Source organism: Bradyrhizobium sp. USDA 4502, assembly GCF_054063355.1.
Genome location: NZ_JBSSGF010000001.1, coordinates 2,066,858 through 2,082,378 on the forward strand (window position 1 = coordinate 2,066,858; position 15,521 = coordinate 2,082,378).

Annotated in this window: 14 protein-coding genes and 1 pseudogene; 12 read left to right on the forward strand and 3 right to left on the reverse strand. The window is 63.8% G+C overall.

Features of this window, described 5'->3' with window-relative positions:
* Positions 1 to 94: 94 nt before the first annotated feature.
* Both ACVW1B_RS09135 and ACVW1B_RS09140 read right to left on the reverse strand, forming a co-directional pair.
* Complete coding sequence (locus ACVW1B_RS09135; protein ID WP_456823018.1) at positions 95 to 1,297, reverse strand: ABC transporter substrate-binding protein; 1,203 nt, start codon at positions 1,295 to 1,297, stop codon at positions 95 to 97.
* A 53-nt stretch (positions 1,298 to 1,350) separates the two neighbouring features.
* On the reverse strand, positions 1,351 to 2,490 hold the full coding sequence (locus ACVW1B_RS09140) for an acyl-CoA dehydrogenase family protein (RefSeq protein ID WP_057017207.1): 1,140 nt from the start codon (positions 2,488 to 2,490) through the stop codon (positions 1,351 to 1,353).
* An 81-nt stretch (positions 2,491 to 2,571) separates the two neighbouring features.
* Here ACVW1B_RS09140 and ACVW1B_RS09145 point away from each other — a divergent pair.
* From ACVW1B_RS09145 to ACVW1B_RS09165, 5 genes and pseudogenes are all read left to right on the forward strand, one after another.
* Positions 2,572 to 2,826, forward strand: a pseudogene (locus tag ACVW1B_RS09145) (FadR/GntR family transcriptional regulator); the annotation flags it as partial.
* Positions 2,827 to 3,055: 229 nt separating this feature from the next.
* The gene (locus tag ACVW1B_RS09150) at positions 3,056 to 3,439 is read left to right on the forward strand and encodes an FCD domain-containing protein (protein ID WP_456821551.1); all 384 of its coding nucleotides are present in this window, start codon (positions 3,056 to 3,058) and stop codon (positions 3,437 to 3,439) included.
* A gap of 57 nt (positions 3,440 to 3,496) precedes the next feature.
* On the forward strand, positions 3,497 to 4,306 hold the full coding sequence (locus ACVW1B_RS09155) for an enoyl-CoA hydratase/isomerase family protein (RefSeq protein ID WP_456821552.1): 810 nt from the start codon (positions 3,497 to 3,499) through the stop codon (positions 4,304 to 4,306).
* Between the two features lie 13 nt (positions 4,307 to 4,319).
* Positions 4,320 to 6,557, forward strand: a complete 2,238-nt coding sequence (locus tag ACVW1B_RS09160) for an acyl-CoA dehydrogenase family protein (protein WP_456821553.1) — start codon at positions 4,320 to 4,322, stop codon at positions 6,555 to 6,557.
* A gap of 10 nt (positions 6,558 to 6,567) precedes the next feature.
* On the forward strand, positions 6,568 to 7,761 hold the full coding sequence (locus tag ACVW1B_RS09165) for a CaiB/BaiF CoA transferase family protein (protein ID WP_253609226.1): 1,194 nt from the start codon (positions 6,568 to 6,570) through the stop codon (positions 7,759 to 7,761).
* Positions 7,762 to 7,782: 21 nt separating this feature from the next.
* On the opposite strand, the gene ACVW1B_RS09170 is transcribed toward ACVW1B_RS09165, so the two are convergent.
* Positions 7,783 to 8,277, reverse strand: coding sequence for a MarR family winged helix-turn-helix transcriptional regulator (locus ACVW1B_RS09170; protein WP_057017211.1), 495 nt, complete (start codon positions 8,275 to 8,277; stop codon positions 7,783 to 7,785).
* 205 nt (positions 8,278 to 8,482) lie between these two features.
* Between ACVW1B_RS09170 and ACVW1B_RS09175 the strand changes: the two genes are divergently transcribed.
* The 7 genes from ACVW1B_RS09175 (at position 8,483) to ACVW1B_RS09205 (ending at position 15,370) form a co-directional block, all read left to right on the forward strand.
* Positions 8,483 to 8,809 carry a hypothetical protein gene (locus ACVW1B_RS09175; RefSeq protein ID WP_456821554.1) on the forward strand — a complete coding sequence of 109 codons (327 nt, stop codon included), beginning with the start codon at positions 8,483 to 8,485 and terminating at the stop codon, positions 8,807 to 8,809.
* A 13-nt stretch (positions 8,810 to 8,822) separates the two neighbouring features.
* On the forward strand, positions 8,823 to 10,142 hold the full coding sequence (locus tag ACVW1B_RS09180) for a Rieske 2Fe-2S domain-containing protein (RefSeq protein WP_141342321.1): 1,320 nt from the start codon (positions 8,823 to 8,825) through the stop codon (positions 10,140 to 10,142).
* Entirely contained in the window at positions 10,139 to 11,104 is a 966-nt protein-coding gene (locus tag ACVW1B_RS09185) for a PDR/VanB family oxidoreductase (protein ID WP_253609223.1), read from the forward strand. The genes ACVW1B_RS09180 and ACVW1B_RS09185 overlap by 4 nt, the downstream gene beginning before the upstream one ends.
* 27 nt (positions 11,105 to 11,131) lie before the next feature.
* Positions 11,132 to 12,355 carry an ABC transporter substrate-binding protein gene (locus ACVW1B_RS09190; protein ID WP_456821555.1) on the forward strand — a complete coding sequence of 408 codons (1,224 nt, stop codon included), beginning with the start codon at positions 11,132 to 11,134 and terminating at the stop codon, positions 12,353 to 12,355.
* 53 nt (positions 12,356 to 12,408) lie between these two features.
* Positions 12,409 to 13,692 (forward strand): CaiB/BaiF CoA transferase family protein, encoded by a 1,284-nt coding sequence (locus ACVW1B_RS09195; RefSeq protein WP_057017215.1) that lies wholly within the window; start codon positions 12,409 to 12,411, stop codon positions 13,690 to 13,692.
* Positions 13,689 to 14,885 carry a thiolase C-terminal domain-containing protein gene (locus ACVW1B_RS09200; RefSeq protein ID WP_225648245.1) on the forward strand — a complete coding sequence of 399 codons (1,197 nt, stop codon included), beginning with the start codon at positions 13,689 to 13,691 and terminating at the stop codon, positions 14,883 to 14,885. Before ACVW1B_RS09195 ends, ACVW1B_RS09200 begins: the two co-directional genes overlap by 4 nt.
* Before the next feature lie 83 nt (positions 14,886 to 14,968).
* The gene (locus tag ACVW1B_RS09205; protein WP_225648246.1) at positions 14,969 to 15,370 is read left to right on the forward strand and encodes a Zn-ribbon domain-containing OB-fold protein; all 402 of its coding nucleotides are present in this window, start codon (positions 14,969 to 14,971) and stop codon (positions 15,368 to 15,370) included.
* Positions 15,371 to 15,521: the final 151 nt, after the last annotated feature.

The following is a 15,521-nucleotide window of genomic DNA, read 5'->3' on the forward strand; positions in this document are numbered from 1 at the left end:
AAATCGGGTTTTACGGCGCGGGGCGGCTAGGCCAATTTATTGGGCTTTGCCGCGGCGAGAGCCTTGATGGCTCTCGCCCGCAGTCTGGTCTGGTCTAGTCGGCCGATAGAGGGGCGCCGGTCAAGGACCAGCTTTCTCCGTCAAATGTCGCAATCCGCAGAGCTCTGAAGGGTGTGTAGTCTCCGGGCCGGGTACTGATCGCGACGCCAGGGAGCATCATCGGCAATCGTTCGCCATTCAGCGAGGTAGCCTGCTTCATGAGGTTCTCGCGGGTCAGGTCGTCGCCGCATTTGCGCAGAGCCAGCTCCACAGCGTGCACGTTCATATAGGCCACGAGCACGGAATAGTCGTCCGGATTGGCTGAAGGTGCGTACGCCTTCAGGAACTCCTTGTAGGCCTTGACTTCATCATCATTTGCCCAGGCTGGATCGCCCGGTTGCTTGAGGAATTGCGTTGTGACCAGTCCTTTCGATGCTTCGAGGCCTGCGGGCTTCAGGATAGTTTCGACCGACGCGGTCGAGCCGCCGATCACGTGCAGGGGCTTCCAGCCGAGCTCGTAAACCTTGCGGATCGATTGCGCGGCGGCCTTCGACGACGACTGCTCGATCAGGGTGTCGACGCCGGCGGCCTTCAGCTGCACGATCTGCGAGTCGATCGTCGGATCGGCGAGCTCGTAGGAGGCCTGGGCGACGATCAGCTCGGCCTTCGGACCGAGGCCGGCGCGGAGGCCCTTCAGGTAGTCCTTGCCATAGTCGTCATTCTGATAAAGCACGCCGATTCTGGCGTCCGGCTTTACGGTGAGGATGTATTTGGCGACGACGCGGCCTTCGGTTTCGAAGTCGGGATAGAGCGGGATCGTCCAGGGAAAGGCCTTGGGATCGTTGAAGCGGCGTCCGCCGGCGGTGATGAACAGCTGCGGCACCTGCTTGGCGTTCAGGTATTTCTGGATCGCGACGTTGGGCGCGGTGCCGATCGTGCCGACCTCGGCCAATATGCCGACGTCCTCGATCAGCTTGCGCGATTGTTCGACCGCCTTCGGCGCGCTGTAGGCATTGTCGAGCTGCGTGAAGTTGATCTTGCGGCCGTTGATGCCGCCTTTGGCATTCAGCATCTCGAAGTAGCCGACCACCGCCCGCCCGGCGCCCGCGCCGAACGCGGATGCGGGACCACTCAGCGGCGTCGATTGGCCGAGCTTGATCTCGGTATCGCTGGCACCGGGACCGTAGGCGTTCTGAGCATAGGCAGGTACCGCCAGCAGTGCTGACACCGCGCCGGCTATCAGCGCCCGGTTGATGATGTGGTTCAAGTTCGTTCCTCCCTGCAATTGCTTCTTCTTGAAATCGATCCGCGCTAGCGCAGCAGCTCGCGGGCGATCACCACGCGCTGGATCTGGTTGGTGCCTTCAAAAATCTGGGTCAGCTTGGCATCGCGCATCATGCGTTCGACCGGATAGTCCATCGTGTAGCCGTAGCCGCCGAAGATCTGGACCGCGTCGGTCGTCACCTTCATCGCCATGTCGCTGCCGACACATTTGGCCATGCTGGCAAGCACGTTGAGCCGCTTCCAGTCGCCGGCATCGCCGGCGCGGGCACATTCGTAGACCAGCGCGCGGGCCGCCTCGATCTGCATGGCCATGTCGGCGAGCATGAACTGCACGCCCTGGAACTCGGCGATCGGTTTCTTGAATTGCTTGCGCTCCTTGGCGTAGGCGACGCAGGCATCCAGTGCGCCTTGTGCGAGGCCGACGGATTGCGCGCCGATGGTGGGCCGGTTGAGGTCGAGCGCGCGCATCGACGCGCGAAAGCCCTTGCCTTCCTCACCGACGAGGTTTTCCGCGGGAACGCGGACATTGTCGAAGAAGATCGGCGTGTTGGGCGCGCCGCGAAAGCCCATCTTGCGCTCGTGGCGGCCGAACGTGATGCCCGGCATTCTCTTCGGCTCGACGATGAAGGCGCTGATGCCGTCCGCACCGGCGCCGTCACTGGTTCGCGCCATGACCACGATGTAGTCGGCCGCGACACCATAGCTGCACCACTGCTTGCGGCCGTTCAGGACATAACTATCGCCGTCCTTGCGGGCGCGGGTGTTGAGCGCGGCGACGTCGGAGCCGGCCTGCGGCTCCGAGATCGCGATTGCCGTGACCACGCCACCCTCGGCGATGATCGGCAGATACTTCTTGCGCTGCTCCTCAGAGCCGAAATGCAGCAGCGGCATGATGAACATGGTGTTGAGCGCGGCGATCGACGCACAGGCAGGGGAGACCTTGGAGATCTCCTCGCGCGCGATGCAGGCCATGGTCAGGTTGCCATTCGGGCCGCCATAGCGCTCCGGCACCCAGAGCTGCATCAGTCCCATCTCGCCGAACAGCTTGACCAGTTCGAGCGGGAAGCGGTCGGTTTCGTCGATCTCGGCGGCGATCGGCGCCACGTGCCTGGCGACCATTCTGCGCACGTTGTCGCGGAACGCGACCTGCTCCTCGGAAAAACTCATGCGAACTCCCGTTTCGTTTTCTTTGCCGGAAGCTAAAAAAGGGCTTCCATTGAATGGGTGATCCATTTAATAATTCACCGCATGAGCACCAAGTCAAGCCCTCGCGCGCCGCGGCGCTCCCGTGCCGCCTCGCCGAGCCGCCGGGAGCGGGCCACCGATCATCGTGCGGCCGGCTCGCCGGCCGCGCCGACATTCAAGCCGATTCACACCAGGCGGACGTTCGAGGAGATCTGCGAGCGCATTCGCGAGCAACTCGCGCTCGGCGTGCTGAAGCCCGGCGACAAGCTGCCGGCCGAGCGCGAGCTGGCTCAGCAGCTCGGCGTCAGTCGGAATGTGCTGCGGGAAGCATTGCGCAGCCTCGAAATGGCCGGCGTGCTCCGGCTGCAGAAGGGCGTCAAGGGCGGCGCCTTCATCCAGCAGGGCGACACCCGCCGCATGAACGAGGTCATGCGCGACATGCTGAGCCTCGGCACGATTTCGGTGCGGGAATTGTCGGAGACGCGGGTCCACGTCCTCGACCTCGTGGTGCAGTTGGCTTGTGCCAATGCCCGCCGGGCCGATCTCGATGCATTGGAAGCCAATATCGAGCGGACGGAGCTTTGCGACCAAGGAGGGGCGGCTGCTCGACCGGGTCGAATGTTCGCGCGAGTTCTACAAGCTGCTGGCGGCCTCGACCGGCAACAAGGTGATTGCGATGATCGTGGACTCGGTCACCGAGATCCACATGCGCTTCGTCTACGCCAAGGTCGCTTCCAGCGGGGTCGCGATGGCACGGCTGGCCGAGAAGCGGCGGCAATTCCTGGCAGCCCTCAGCGAACGGAACGTCGATCTGGCAAGCCGATTGCTGCGATCGCATCTGGAATCCGTGCAGCGCATGCTCGAGCAGGATCCGGGCGCCATGTCGCTTCACGTCGCATTGGCGGATGTGCAGCCCGGGATGCGCCGCTAGCGCGCGCCTGCGTTGCCAATAATCAACAACTCAAACAGCGAAACAATGGAGGCAAACGTGTCCAATTACGCCAAATATGAATGCCTGATGGTCGAGGTCGCGGACAAGGTCGCGACCGTGACCTTGAACCGCCCGCAGGCGCGCAATGCCATCAATCAGAAGCTGATCCGCGAGTTGCGCACGATCTGGGACGACCTCGCCGACGATCACGCCGTTAATGCCGTGGTGCTGACCGGGGCGGGCGACTTCTTCAGCGTCGGTGGCGACGTCAAGGCGATGTCCGAGCGGCCCGGCGGCGACGTGCTCGAAGAGGGCGAGGTACACGATCCCATGATCAGCCGCCGCGGAGTCACCCGCCAGCTCGAGCTCGACAAGCCCATCATCGCGGCGATCAATGGCGATGCCATCGGCCTTGCGGCGACCCATGCGCTGCTTTGCGACATCACGGTGATGGCGGAAGACGCGCGGATCGGCGACACCCACGTCTCGCGTGTTGGCCTCGTCGCCGGCGACGGCGGCACAGTGATCTGGCCGCTGCTGGTCGGCATCAACAAGGCCAAGGAATTCCTGATCCGCGGCACGCTCCTGAAGGGAAATGAGGCGGAGCGGATCGGGCTGGTCAATCATGTCGCGCCGCGCGCGGAGGTGTTGGCCAAGGCCCGCGCGATCGCGGTCGAGCTCGCCAACGGTCCGACCTGGGCCATTCGCTGGACCAAGCTGTCGATCAATCAGATCGTCAAGGAGCGCGTCAACATGCTGCTGGAGGCGTCGATGGCGCTGGAGCAGGTGACGTTCGAGACTGCCGACCACAAGGAAGCGACTATGTCGTTCAAGGAGAAGCGGAAGCCCAGATTCGGCCAGGCATAGCGCGGGCCTCACCATGGCGGCGATCGAAGCGTCGAATGACGATGTCGCAGGAATGCTGCGCGATTCCTTGCGCGGTTTCCTGGACGAGCATTGGCTTCCACTCGGTTTGGCCGCATCGTCCTCGCCGGACGAGGTGTCGGCGATCTGGCGCAAGCTCGTTGGGCAGGGCGTCGCCGCGCTTGGTGCGGAGAGCGGCGAAGGCGGGCTCGCCGAAATCTTCGTCGTCATGGCGGAACTCGGCCGGGCCGGCTGCACGGCGCCGATGTGGTCTGCGGCGCTCGCTAATCTTGCGATCTCCGGATCGCAGGTCGACGTCGCGGTGGATCTGCTGGAGCGGCTGCAGTCCGGGGAGGCGACCGTCGCCTTCTCATTCGGTGCGCTGGATCCGGACGCCCGCACAGGAGCGGTTGAGGTCACGGACCTCAAGGCAAAGGGCGTGCTTCGTTTTGTCGAGGTTGCCGGAGACGCGACGCATCTTCTGGTCGTTCTAGACCAGGCCCAGCTTGGGCTGATCAATCTTGACGGTTCCGGTGTCGAGTGCGTCGCAACCCGCGCGATGGGAGCGTGGGGACTCTACGAGGTCCGGCTGAACGAAGCGCCGCTCACGCGCATTCCCATAGATACGGTCGATCTCGACCATCTCCGCATCAAGGGCAGAGCGATGTTGACCGCGCGTGCCTATGGCGCTGCGCGGCGTGCCTTTGAGCTCGCCGTGGACTACGCCAAGGAACGGCACCAGTTCGGGCAGCCGATCGGCAGGTTCCAGGCCATCCAGCACAAGCTGGCCGACTGCCTGATTGCGCTCGAAGGCGTCAGGTTGATCCTCGACCATGCCGCCAGACTGCATGACGGCGGCGAGGGCGGCTGGCGCTACTTCGCCGATTGCGCATCGGCGTTCTCCGGTCATGCGCTGCGGCAGGTGTCGCTGGAGGTCCAGCATACGTTCGGTGCGATCGGTTATGCCGAAGAGCACGAGGCGCCAATCCACTTCAAGCGCGTGCATCTCGATACGATCGCGCTTGGCGGCGCCTCGGATGCCAAGAGCAGGCTGGCAGCGCGGCTGCTGGATGCGGGCGGCGTCGGGCTGCCGCAATATGACCTCGGGGCCGCTGGAAATGCGTTTCGCGAGCAGATCCGGCTCTGGCTCGAGCAACACTGGACTGGAGATACGAAGCAAGCATTCGACGGAAGACCCTTCGCCAAGCGTGAGTTCGATGCCGGCTTCGCCCGCGACATCGGTGAGACCGGATGGATCGGGCTCGGATGGCCAGAGCAATTCGGCGGCCAGGCGCGCTCGCCGCTGGAGCAGATCGCCTTCACGGAGACGATGGAGCGGGGCGAGGCGCCGCGGATCGGCGCGGCGATCCAAGCCAATGCGCTGATGATGTTCGGCACGGCAGCGCAGCAGCAGAAATACCTTCCGGAAATCCTGCGTGGCGAAGCGATGCATGGCATGGGCTACAGCGAGCCGCAGGCAGGGTCGGACCTTGCCGCGCTGCGCACCAGTGCGGCCAGGGACGGCGATCACTGGGTGATCAACGGCCAGAAGATCTGGACCACCACCTGGTGGGGCAAATACATGTTCCTCGCCGCGCGGACCGACAAGGACGCGAAGCCGCCGCACGCGGGCATCAGCATGTTCATCGTGCCGATGGATGCGCCGGGCATCACGATCCGTCCATCAGCAACCATGTATGATGGCACGTTTGCCAATATCTTCTACGACAACGTCCGCATCCCCTCGGAGAACCTGGTCGGCGAGGTCAATGGCGGTTGGAAAGTGTTGACCGGCGCGCTGGCCTTCGAGCGCGGGCTGGTTGGTGGCGGGATCGTCCTGAAGGTCGCGCACGCCTTCGAGCAACTGCGTTCGCATGTGATGGCGAAGCAAGGTGATCGGTCTCTCGCCGATGATCCAATCATCCGCGACAGGATGGTGACCTTGGCGTCAGAGATCGAGATCGGCCGTCTCTTGATGATGCATTGCGCCGAGCTTGCCGCCGACGGCGTGACGCTGCCGGAATATGGCGCGATCAGCAAGGTGTTTTCCGGTGAGCTGATGGAGCGATTCGGCGAGGCCGCGCTCGACATCCTTGGCATGCGGGCCGCGCTGTCCGAGCAGATGCCGGGCGCGATCGACAACGGTCGCTTCGAGCAAAACCTGCGGCATTCGCTGATGTGGGTCATCAGCATCGGGACCAACGAGATTCAGCGCAGTCTGATCGCGCAACGCGCGCTCGGACTGCCGAGATAGGAGAGATTGGATGCAGAAGGATGGCGTCAGGGCGCCGCTCGCCGGCGTGCGCGTGCTCGATTTCTCGATCATGGTGGCAGGGCCGTATTGCGCGCGGCTGCTCGCCGATGTCGGCGCCGAGGTCATCAAGATCGAGCCTCCGGAAGGCGATGACATGCGGTTGCGAACGCCGCTGCGGGAAGGCCACAGCACCTATTTCGGCCAGCTCAATGCCGGCAAGCGTAGCCTGGCGCTGGACCTGAAGAATGCCGACGCCATCAGGCTCGTACATCGCATGGTCGCGGAGGCGGACATTCTCGTCGAGAATTTCCGCCCTGGCGTGATGGACCGCCTTGGTCTTGGCTACGAGACGCTCTGCGAGATCAACCCGCGCCTCATCTATTGCTCGATCTCGGGTTATGGCCAGTCAGGCCCAGCAGCCGAGCGCGCGGCTTATGCGATGATCGTCCATGCCGAGAGCGGATTCGATCACTCCCTGATGCGTTATGCCGGTGACCGGGAGCGTCCCGCGCCGGGCGCGATCTTTGTCGCCGATATCCTCGGCGGCATCTTCGGCTATTCCGCGATCCAGACCGCGATGGTCCAGCGAACGCGCACCGGGAAAGGACAGCGCGTCGATGTAGCCTTGATGGACTGCATGATGAATCTGCTGGTCTATGAGCTTCAGGAGGCGCAATTCCCGATCCGTTCGCCGCGCCCGACCTATGGGCCGGTCCGCGCGCGCGATGGCGATATTCTGATCGCCCCGGTCACGCCGCGTAATTTCGCGGCGCTGTGCGAGGTGACCGGGCAGGAAGAGCTGGTGAACGATCCGCGCTTTTCGACCATTCCAGCGCGCGGCGCCAATTGGACCGCCATGATGCAGGTGATCGAGAAATGGACCGAACGCCACACCGTTGCTGAATGCATCGCGGCGCTGGATCGCGCCGGTGTTCCCTGCGCCGAGTACCGGACGCCGGGCGCGGCGCTGACCGATGCCCATTTGCGCCAACGTGGGGTGTTTGGGACCGTCTCGGACGGGGCAGGTGACTTCATCGGCGTCAATGCGCCATGGCAGATGTCCGGGGCCGATACGCCGATGGGACGTCGAGTTCCCGGGATCGGCGCGCAGCGGGACGATGTGCTGTCGCGGATCCTGGGCCTGTCGCCGGACGCAATCGCGACGCTCGCCGCTGCGGGCACGTTCGGGAAGGTGCAGGCGTAGGGCCGCTGGACGCCGGCGATTTCACGTATCGGCCGGACTGTCCGGCGGCGGAGCCTTCGCGATCGCCAGCAGGCATTTCAGGAAATGCGCGCGGTCCTCCTTGCGAAGGGGGGCCAGCATGATGTTTTGCAGCTCGGCGGCGGCCGGAATGACGGCGAGAAGCGCTTCCTCGCCTTTAGCCGTGATCTGCACCTGGAGCGAGCGGCGGTCGTCCGGATTGTCTTTCTTCGAGACCAGTCTGCGCGCGACCATGCGCTTCAGCATTTCGCTGAGCGTGTTGCGGTCGCAGCTGATCCGTTCGGCCAACACGGAGGGGGTTAGAGGACCTAACTGATACAGCGCCATCAGCACACCGAACTGCCGCGGCGTGATATCGCTCTGGCGCGTCATGCTTTGATAGAGCCCATCGTAGCGGGCCTCCAGCAGACGCAACAGGAATCCGACACCACCCTCGAGCTGCCAGTCGCGTGCAACGTCTGCCGCCGAGGTTGTCTGCTTGCCTTTATCGGCTGCCATGCCGTTGTCTGGTTCCCAGCTGCGTTCTGCGAATTGCGTCCTAGCCGTTAGCAGCTTGGCTGATCGTCCTCAACCCTGTGGCGAACCATGTCACCAGCCTCTTCTGAGGGAGACAGGGTCGCCCTCGGCTCTTGTCAGCCTTCCGATAATGTAGTACGTATACGTATCAAATGCGAGCGAAGACGTCGTTCAGGGAGGTTGAAACTTGGACCTGCGTGAGCTGCTGTCGATTCCCTATTTGCTTGAGGCGGAGGCAGTCGAAACCGAGCCGGGGCAGTGGCGGGTTCGCCTTGCCTATCCGGAGCTGCCGGGGTGCACGGCTGAAGCCGCCGTCGTCGAGGACGCTCTGCGCGAGCTCGAGCTGCGGCGCATCGAATTGATTGTCGGCCTGGTGGAGGAGGGCAAGCAACCTCCCATTCCACGCCAGCCGCTCACCGCATCCGATCCGCTCTGGACCGCCCAGGATCTCGGACTGTCTGACCGTGTCGCCGCGCTTCTCGGCGGCGCGGCAGGCCCGGCCACACGCAATTGAAGGAGGCAACCCCATGCTCTCGCGCGAAGACAATGAACGGCTGGTGAGGGTCGGCAAGGGAACGCCACTCGGCGAACTTTTCCGCCTGTACTGGATTCCTTTCCTGCCGTCGGCTGATCTCGCCGCGGACGGGCAGCCGAAGCGCATCCGGCTGCTGGGCGAGGATCTCGTCGCCTTTCGCGATTCCGAGGGGCGCATCGGGCTGGTCGACCAGGCCTGCCCGCATCGCGGAGCGCCGCTGGTCTTTGCGCGAAATGAGGATTGCGGGCTGCGCTGCGTCTATCACGGCTGGAAATTCGACGTCACCGGCGCCGTGACTGACATGCCGGCAGAGCCAGTGCGCAGCCGCCTCAAGGAGCGGGTGCGGATCAAGGCCTATCCCTGCAAGGAGCGCAACGGGATGATCTGGACCTATATGGGTCCCGACCAGGCTGAGCTTCCGCCGCTGCCGAACCTCGAATGGAATCTGGTGCCGGCCGAGCAGGTGCACATCTCGGTTCGCGTCCAGGAGTGCAATTGGCTGCAGGCGGTCGAGGGTGAGATCGATTCGGCGCACGCGCCGCTGCTTCATGGACGGCTGGATGCGCAGGGCACGACGAGCGCCTGGATCCAGAAGCGCGACCTGCGCCCGACCTTCGAATGCATCAAGCAGGATTTCGGCATGAGCATCGCCGCGCGGCGCAATTACGATGCCAACACGCTGTACTGGCGGGTCAACCAGTTCCTGCTGCCGTTCTATACGCTGGTGCCTCCGCTGTCTCCGTTCCCGGATTTGAGCGGGCACGCCTGGGTCCCGATCGATGACGAGAACACGCTCTGCATCATGTTCTCCTATCATCCATCGGAGCCGCTGCTGGAGAAAACCCGGCAGGTCTTCGCCGAAGGACACAAGGGCCGCGAGAGTGGTCATGCCAGCCGCCACGCGCTCGTCCAGCACCCGGTGACGGTCCCATACGCAGGCTACTGGACGAAATACAATCCGCAGAACGGCTTTCAGTTCGACTATGAGGCGCAGCGGACCACCTGGTTCTCGGGCCTGCCGGGGCTCTGGGTGCAGGACGGCGCCTGCCAAAGCGGCGTCTCGCCGATCTTTGATCGCACCAAGGAGACGCTCTGCTCAAGTGATACCGGCATCGCGATGACGCGACGTTTCATTCTTGAAGCGCTTGGCGCCTATCGCGATCACGCGATCAAGCCCAAAGGAGTCTTGGACCCGGACGTGTTCATGGTGCGAGCGGTCTCGCTGCGGTTGCCGCCGGAGGATTTGTGGGTTGACGTCGGCGCGCCGTTCATGCGTGCGAAGCTTGGCGCCGATTTCGGGTACGAGCTGTGAGCGCATTCAAACACACGGCTGGTACGCTGGAGGTGCTGGTCAAGCGTATCGGATATGAGGCCGAGCGGATCAATTCGTATGAGCTGATTGCCCCGACGGGCGGCGAACTGACGCCGTTCACGGCCGGGAGCCACATCGACCTGCATCTGCCGAACGGCATGATCCGCAGCTATTCGCTGGTAAACGACCAATGCGAGCGGCACCGGTATGTCATCGCGGTGAACAGGGATGGCGAGAGCCGGGGTGGGTCCAGCTTCGTCCACGACACCGTCGGGGTCGGGAACATCATAAGGATCTCCGAGCCGCGGAATAACTTCGCGCTCCGTGAGGAGGCCGACCATTCTGTCCTGATCGCCGGGGGCATCGGCATCACGCCGCTGCTGTCGATGATCCGACGGCTTGAGGCGCTTGGACGTCACTGGGAGCTGTTCTATGCCGCGAGGACGCGCGCCGCTGCCGCATTCCTCGACGAACTCGGCACGTATCGATCGAGGGTACATCTCGATTTCGACGACGAGCGATCGGGACGGGTGTTCGATCTCCCGGCGCTCGTCAGGAACGCTCCGCCTCGCGCGCATCTCTACTGTTGCGGTCCGGTGCCCATGCTCGAGGCGCTCGAGGCGGCGACGGCCGATCGCCCGGCCGATCACGTACATGTCGAATATTTCAAGGCCCGGGAAGCTCCAGCCACCGAAGGTGGCTTCGACGTCAAGCTGGCGCGAAGCAACCGCACCATCGCAGTCGAGGCCGGCAAGACCATTCTCGATGCGCTGCTGGAGGCCGGGATCGCCGCGAACTATGCCTGTACCGAAGGTGTCTGCGGCACCTGCGAGACGCGCGTGCTCGAGGGCATACCCGACCATCGCGACCAGTTCCTGAGCAACGAAGAGCAGGCGGCGAACAAGAGCGTCATGATCTGCTGCTCGGGCGCCAAGTCCCGGACGCTTGTGCTCGATCTCTAACACAACAACATACGACGGGTGGAAACAATGAAGTATCTTTCGCAGATAGCCGGAATAGCTCTCCTGGCCTTTTGTGCCGGTTCGCCGGCGACGGCGGTCGCCGCGCGGTCTCTGAAGATCGGCGTGCTCAACGACGCGTCCGGCCCTTACTCGGACAATGCCGGCGAAGGTTCGGTGACAGCGGCCAAAATGGCGGCCGAGGACTTCATGCGGCTTCATCCGGATTTCAAGGTCGAGATCGTCTCGGCGGACCACCAGAACAAGGCTGATGTCGGCGCCGCCATCGCGCGCCGCTGGATCGATCAGGAGAAGGTCGATGCGGTCGCCGACGTGCCGAACTCGGCCGTTGGGCTGGCGGTCAACGAGGTCATGCGCGGCACCAAAGCGGCGCTGATCGCATCGAGCGCGGCGTCGTCCGACCTGACCGGGAAATACTGCTCACCCAATACGATTCAGTGGACCTTCGATACCTGGGCGGCCTCTCACACCATCGGCGCCTATCTCGTGCATCACGGCGGCAAGAAATGGTACTTCATCGCCACCGACAATGCGCTCGGCAAATCGATGGTGCGCGACGGAACGGCGGTGATCGGTGCCGGCGGCGGGACCGTTCTCGGATCGGTCAATGTACCGATCAACAATGCGGACTATGCCTCGTTCATCCTGCAGGCCGAAGGCTCGGGCGCCGACGTGATCGCGTTCGCGACCGCCGGTGGCGACACCGTCAGCCTGATCAAGCAATCCGCCGAGTTCGGGCTGAAGCAGAGCGGGCGCACCTTCGCCGCGCTATTGACCACCACCAACGATGTCGAGTCTAGCGGGCTTGCGGTCGGGGAGGGGCTGATCATCACGCAGCCGTTCTACTGGGACCTCGACGATGCCAGCCGCGCCTGGTCGGCCAAATTCGGCGAGCGGCAGCATGGGCAGTCGCCGACCGCCTTCCACGCCGGCGTCTATTCCTCCGTGCTGGCCTATCTGAACGCGGCGCTGGCGGCGGGAACCAATGACGCGCCGGCCGTGATCCAGAAGCTGAAGGAGAAGCCGATCGATGACGCTTTGTTCGGGCCGGTCGTGGTGCGCGCCGACGGCCGCGCCATCCACAACATGTACATCTTCAAGGTGAAGAGCCCGAGTGCCTCGAAGAGCAAGTGGGACCTGCTGGAGCAGGTCGGCGGGCTGTCCGGGCCGGAAGCCTTCCGGCCGCTCGACCAGGGCGGTTGCTCGCTCATCGACCCGCCGAAGAGCAATTGACGACGACGGCCGCGATCCTTGGATCAACACTGCTCAAATTGACGGATATCCCGATGCTGGATCAGCTTGAAGCCGACTTCCCCGAGCACACGCCTCGTCCCGCCGGCGCGCCAAGAGCGCTCGAGGGGATCCGGGTGATCGATTTCTCGCATTTCATCGCGGGGCCGTTTGCCACCATGATCCTCGCCGACATGGGGGCCGAGGTGATCAAGATCGAAGCGCCGGGCCGCGGCGACGATCTGCGCCGTTATCCCCCGGTGCATCCCGATCTCAGGCACGGTGCGCCGTTCCTGTGGACCAACCGGAACAAGCGCAGCGTCGCCCTCGATCTCAAATCCCTGGAGGGCCTGAAGATCGCGCGCGAGCTGATCGCGACGGCGGACGTCCTTGTCGAGAATTTTTCTGCGAGCGTGATGGCACGGCTGGGGCTCGACTACGAGAGCTGCCGCAAGATCAAACCCGAGATCATCTACTGCTCGGTGTCGGCCTATGGCCGCGACGGGGCATTTTCGGACCGGCTTGGCTTTGATCCGATCGCGCAGGTCGAGAGCGGCTTCGTGTCGATGAACGGCTATGCCGACCGCGAAGGCGTGCGGGCTTTGTCGCCGGTGATGGACATCAGCACTGCGATGATGGCCAGCAATGCGATCCTTGGCGCCCTGTTGGCGCGCGAGCGCAGCGGGCACGGCCAGGCCATCGAGGTGTCATTGTTCGAGAACGCCGTCCTGATGACCGGCTACGCGACCACGCAGTCGCTGTTCAGCGGTGCCGATCCGAGGCGAAGCGGCAACACCAGCCCGGACACGTGTCCGTCGGGTGTGTTCCAGGCCAGCGATTGTTCCTTCTATATCAACTGCGGCAACGACAAGATCTTCCAGCGCCTGACGGCGCAGGTTCTCGAGCGCGAGGATCTCGCGGGGGCCGAAATCTATGCAACCGGCCCCGATCGAATCCGCCGGCGCGAGGAGTTGTTCGCGATCCTCGGCGATGCCTTTGCCCGGCAGCCCTGGTCGCACTGGCAGTCGCGGATGCGGGCGGCCGGCGTGCCCTGCGGCCAGCTGCGCACCGTCGGCGAGGCGATCCGTTCGCCCGAGGCGAGGGAGCGCGGGATCGTCACCCGGATCCCGCATGAGACGGTGGGGTGGGTGCCGAACGTGAACCTGCCGATCCGGTATTCGCGGACACCGATCGTGGATCCCGTTGCGGCACCGGCAGTTGGGCAGCACACCGAGAATGTGCTGCTTGAGTTGCTCGGCTACGACAAGACGGAGATCGCGCGCCTTGCCGGAGGCGGAGCCTTCGGCAGCGAGGCTTCGCGACAGGATGCCAAACCGTGACCGGGCGCGCGCGAGACGAGCGGACGCTGCGGGGCCGTGTGGCCGTGATCGGGATCGGTGAAACCGAATATTATCGTCATGGCGCTTCTCCCGATCCGGAATTCAAGCTCGCGTTGAAGGCGATCCTCACGGCTTGCGAGGATGCCGGGCTCGATCCCCGCGAGATCGATGGCTTCTCGTCCTACAGCGACGATCGCAGCGAGGCGTCACGGCTGGCTGCGGCGCTGGGTACGCATCGACTGCGCTCCGCGACCATGCAATGGGGCGGAGGCGGCGGCGGTTGCAGCGCGGCGGTTGCCAATGCGGCCGCCTCGATCGTCGCGGGCCTTGCCGATTGTGTCGTGGTGTTCCGCTCATTGGCGCAGGGCCAATATGGCCGTTTCGGACAGGCAGCCGGGATTCACACCGTTTCGGGCGAACGGTCCTATCTGATGCCCTATGGGGTGCTGGCTCCCCCGCAGCGCTTTGCCATGCGGGTGCAACGCTACATGCACGAGCATGGCGTGCGACAGGAGGCTTTGCGCGCGATTGCGCTCGCCTCCTATCATCATGCCCAGGCCAACCCGCGCGCGGTGATGCGAGGCAAGCCGCTGGATATCGAGAAGTACGATGCCTCGCGCTGGATCGTGGAGCCCTTCCATCTTTACGATTGCTGCATGGAAAATGACGGCGCAGCGGCATTGGTGCTGGTATCGGCAGAGCGCGCCAGCGACTTCCGGCACAAGCCGGCCTATCTGCTCGGTGCGGCCTTCGGATCCGGACATCGTGCGGCGGCAACGGCGCACAATGCGCCGCTCTACGCCACCGCGAACTTCGGCACCGTTGCATCCGATTTGTACCGCATGGCCGGGGTAGGGCCGTCAGATGTCGGTGTGGTCCAGGCGTACGAGAACTTCACCGGCGGTGTCGTGATGGCGCTGGCGGAGCACGGCTTCTTCAGGCCCGAGAAGGCCAACGACTTCCTGACCTTCGACAATTTGATCGCTCCATCCGGGAGGCTCCCGCTCAACACCAGTGGCGGCAACCTTGCCGAATGCTACATGCACGGCTTTGAGCTGGTGCTTGAAGCGGTTCGTCAGGTGCGTGGCGCGTCGGCGAGCCAGGCTCGACGAAATGATGTGGCGCTGGTGATCGGCGGCCCGATGGTGACGCCGGCCAGCAACCTCATTCTGGGTTCAGAGGCGACGCTATGAGTGGGTCTTCACGTGCGCACTATCTTCCTGCCGGGTTGCCCATTCCGGTCAGTGACCCAGATGGGCTTTCGGCGCCGTATTGGATGGGCCTGCGGGAAAACCGCCTGCTGGTGCAACGCTGCGCCCGCTGCCGTTCCTGGCAGTTCGGGCCTGAATGGATTTGCCACAATTGTCATTCCTTTGACCTTAGGTGGACGGACGTCGAGCCGACCGGCCGCATCTACAGTTGGGAACGCGTGTGGCATCCGTCACACCCGGCGCTAAAGCAGCACGGCCCGTATCTCGCGCTGCTCGTCGAGCTACCACACGCCGGTGGCGTGCGCATGGTGGGTAATCTGCTGGGCGATCCGCGCCAGACCGTGGTCATCGGAACTGAGGTTGGAGGAGTCTTCGAACATCACCCGGAGTCCGATCCATCCTTTTCGTTGCTGCAATGGCGGCTGAAGCAAGGCGCTGACCGGGTGGACGGTCACTCGACCGGCTAACAAGTTTTGTGGATTGGCAAGAATAATCCAGACGCAGACGAGCCGGACCCGGTGTGTCGACGTTATTTCTCTTGGCTTAAGCTGGCTCAAACGAGCGCAGGATGGATGGGGCGAAAGTTCAAGTATTGCTGTGACTTAGAAGATCGCTTGA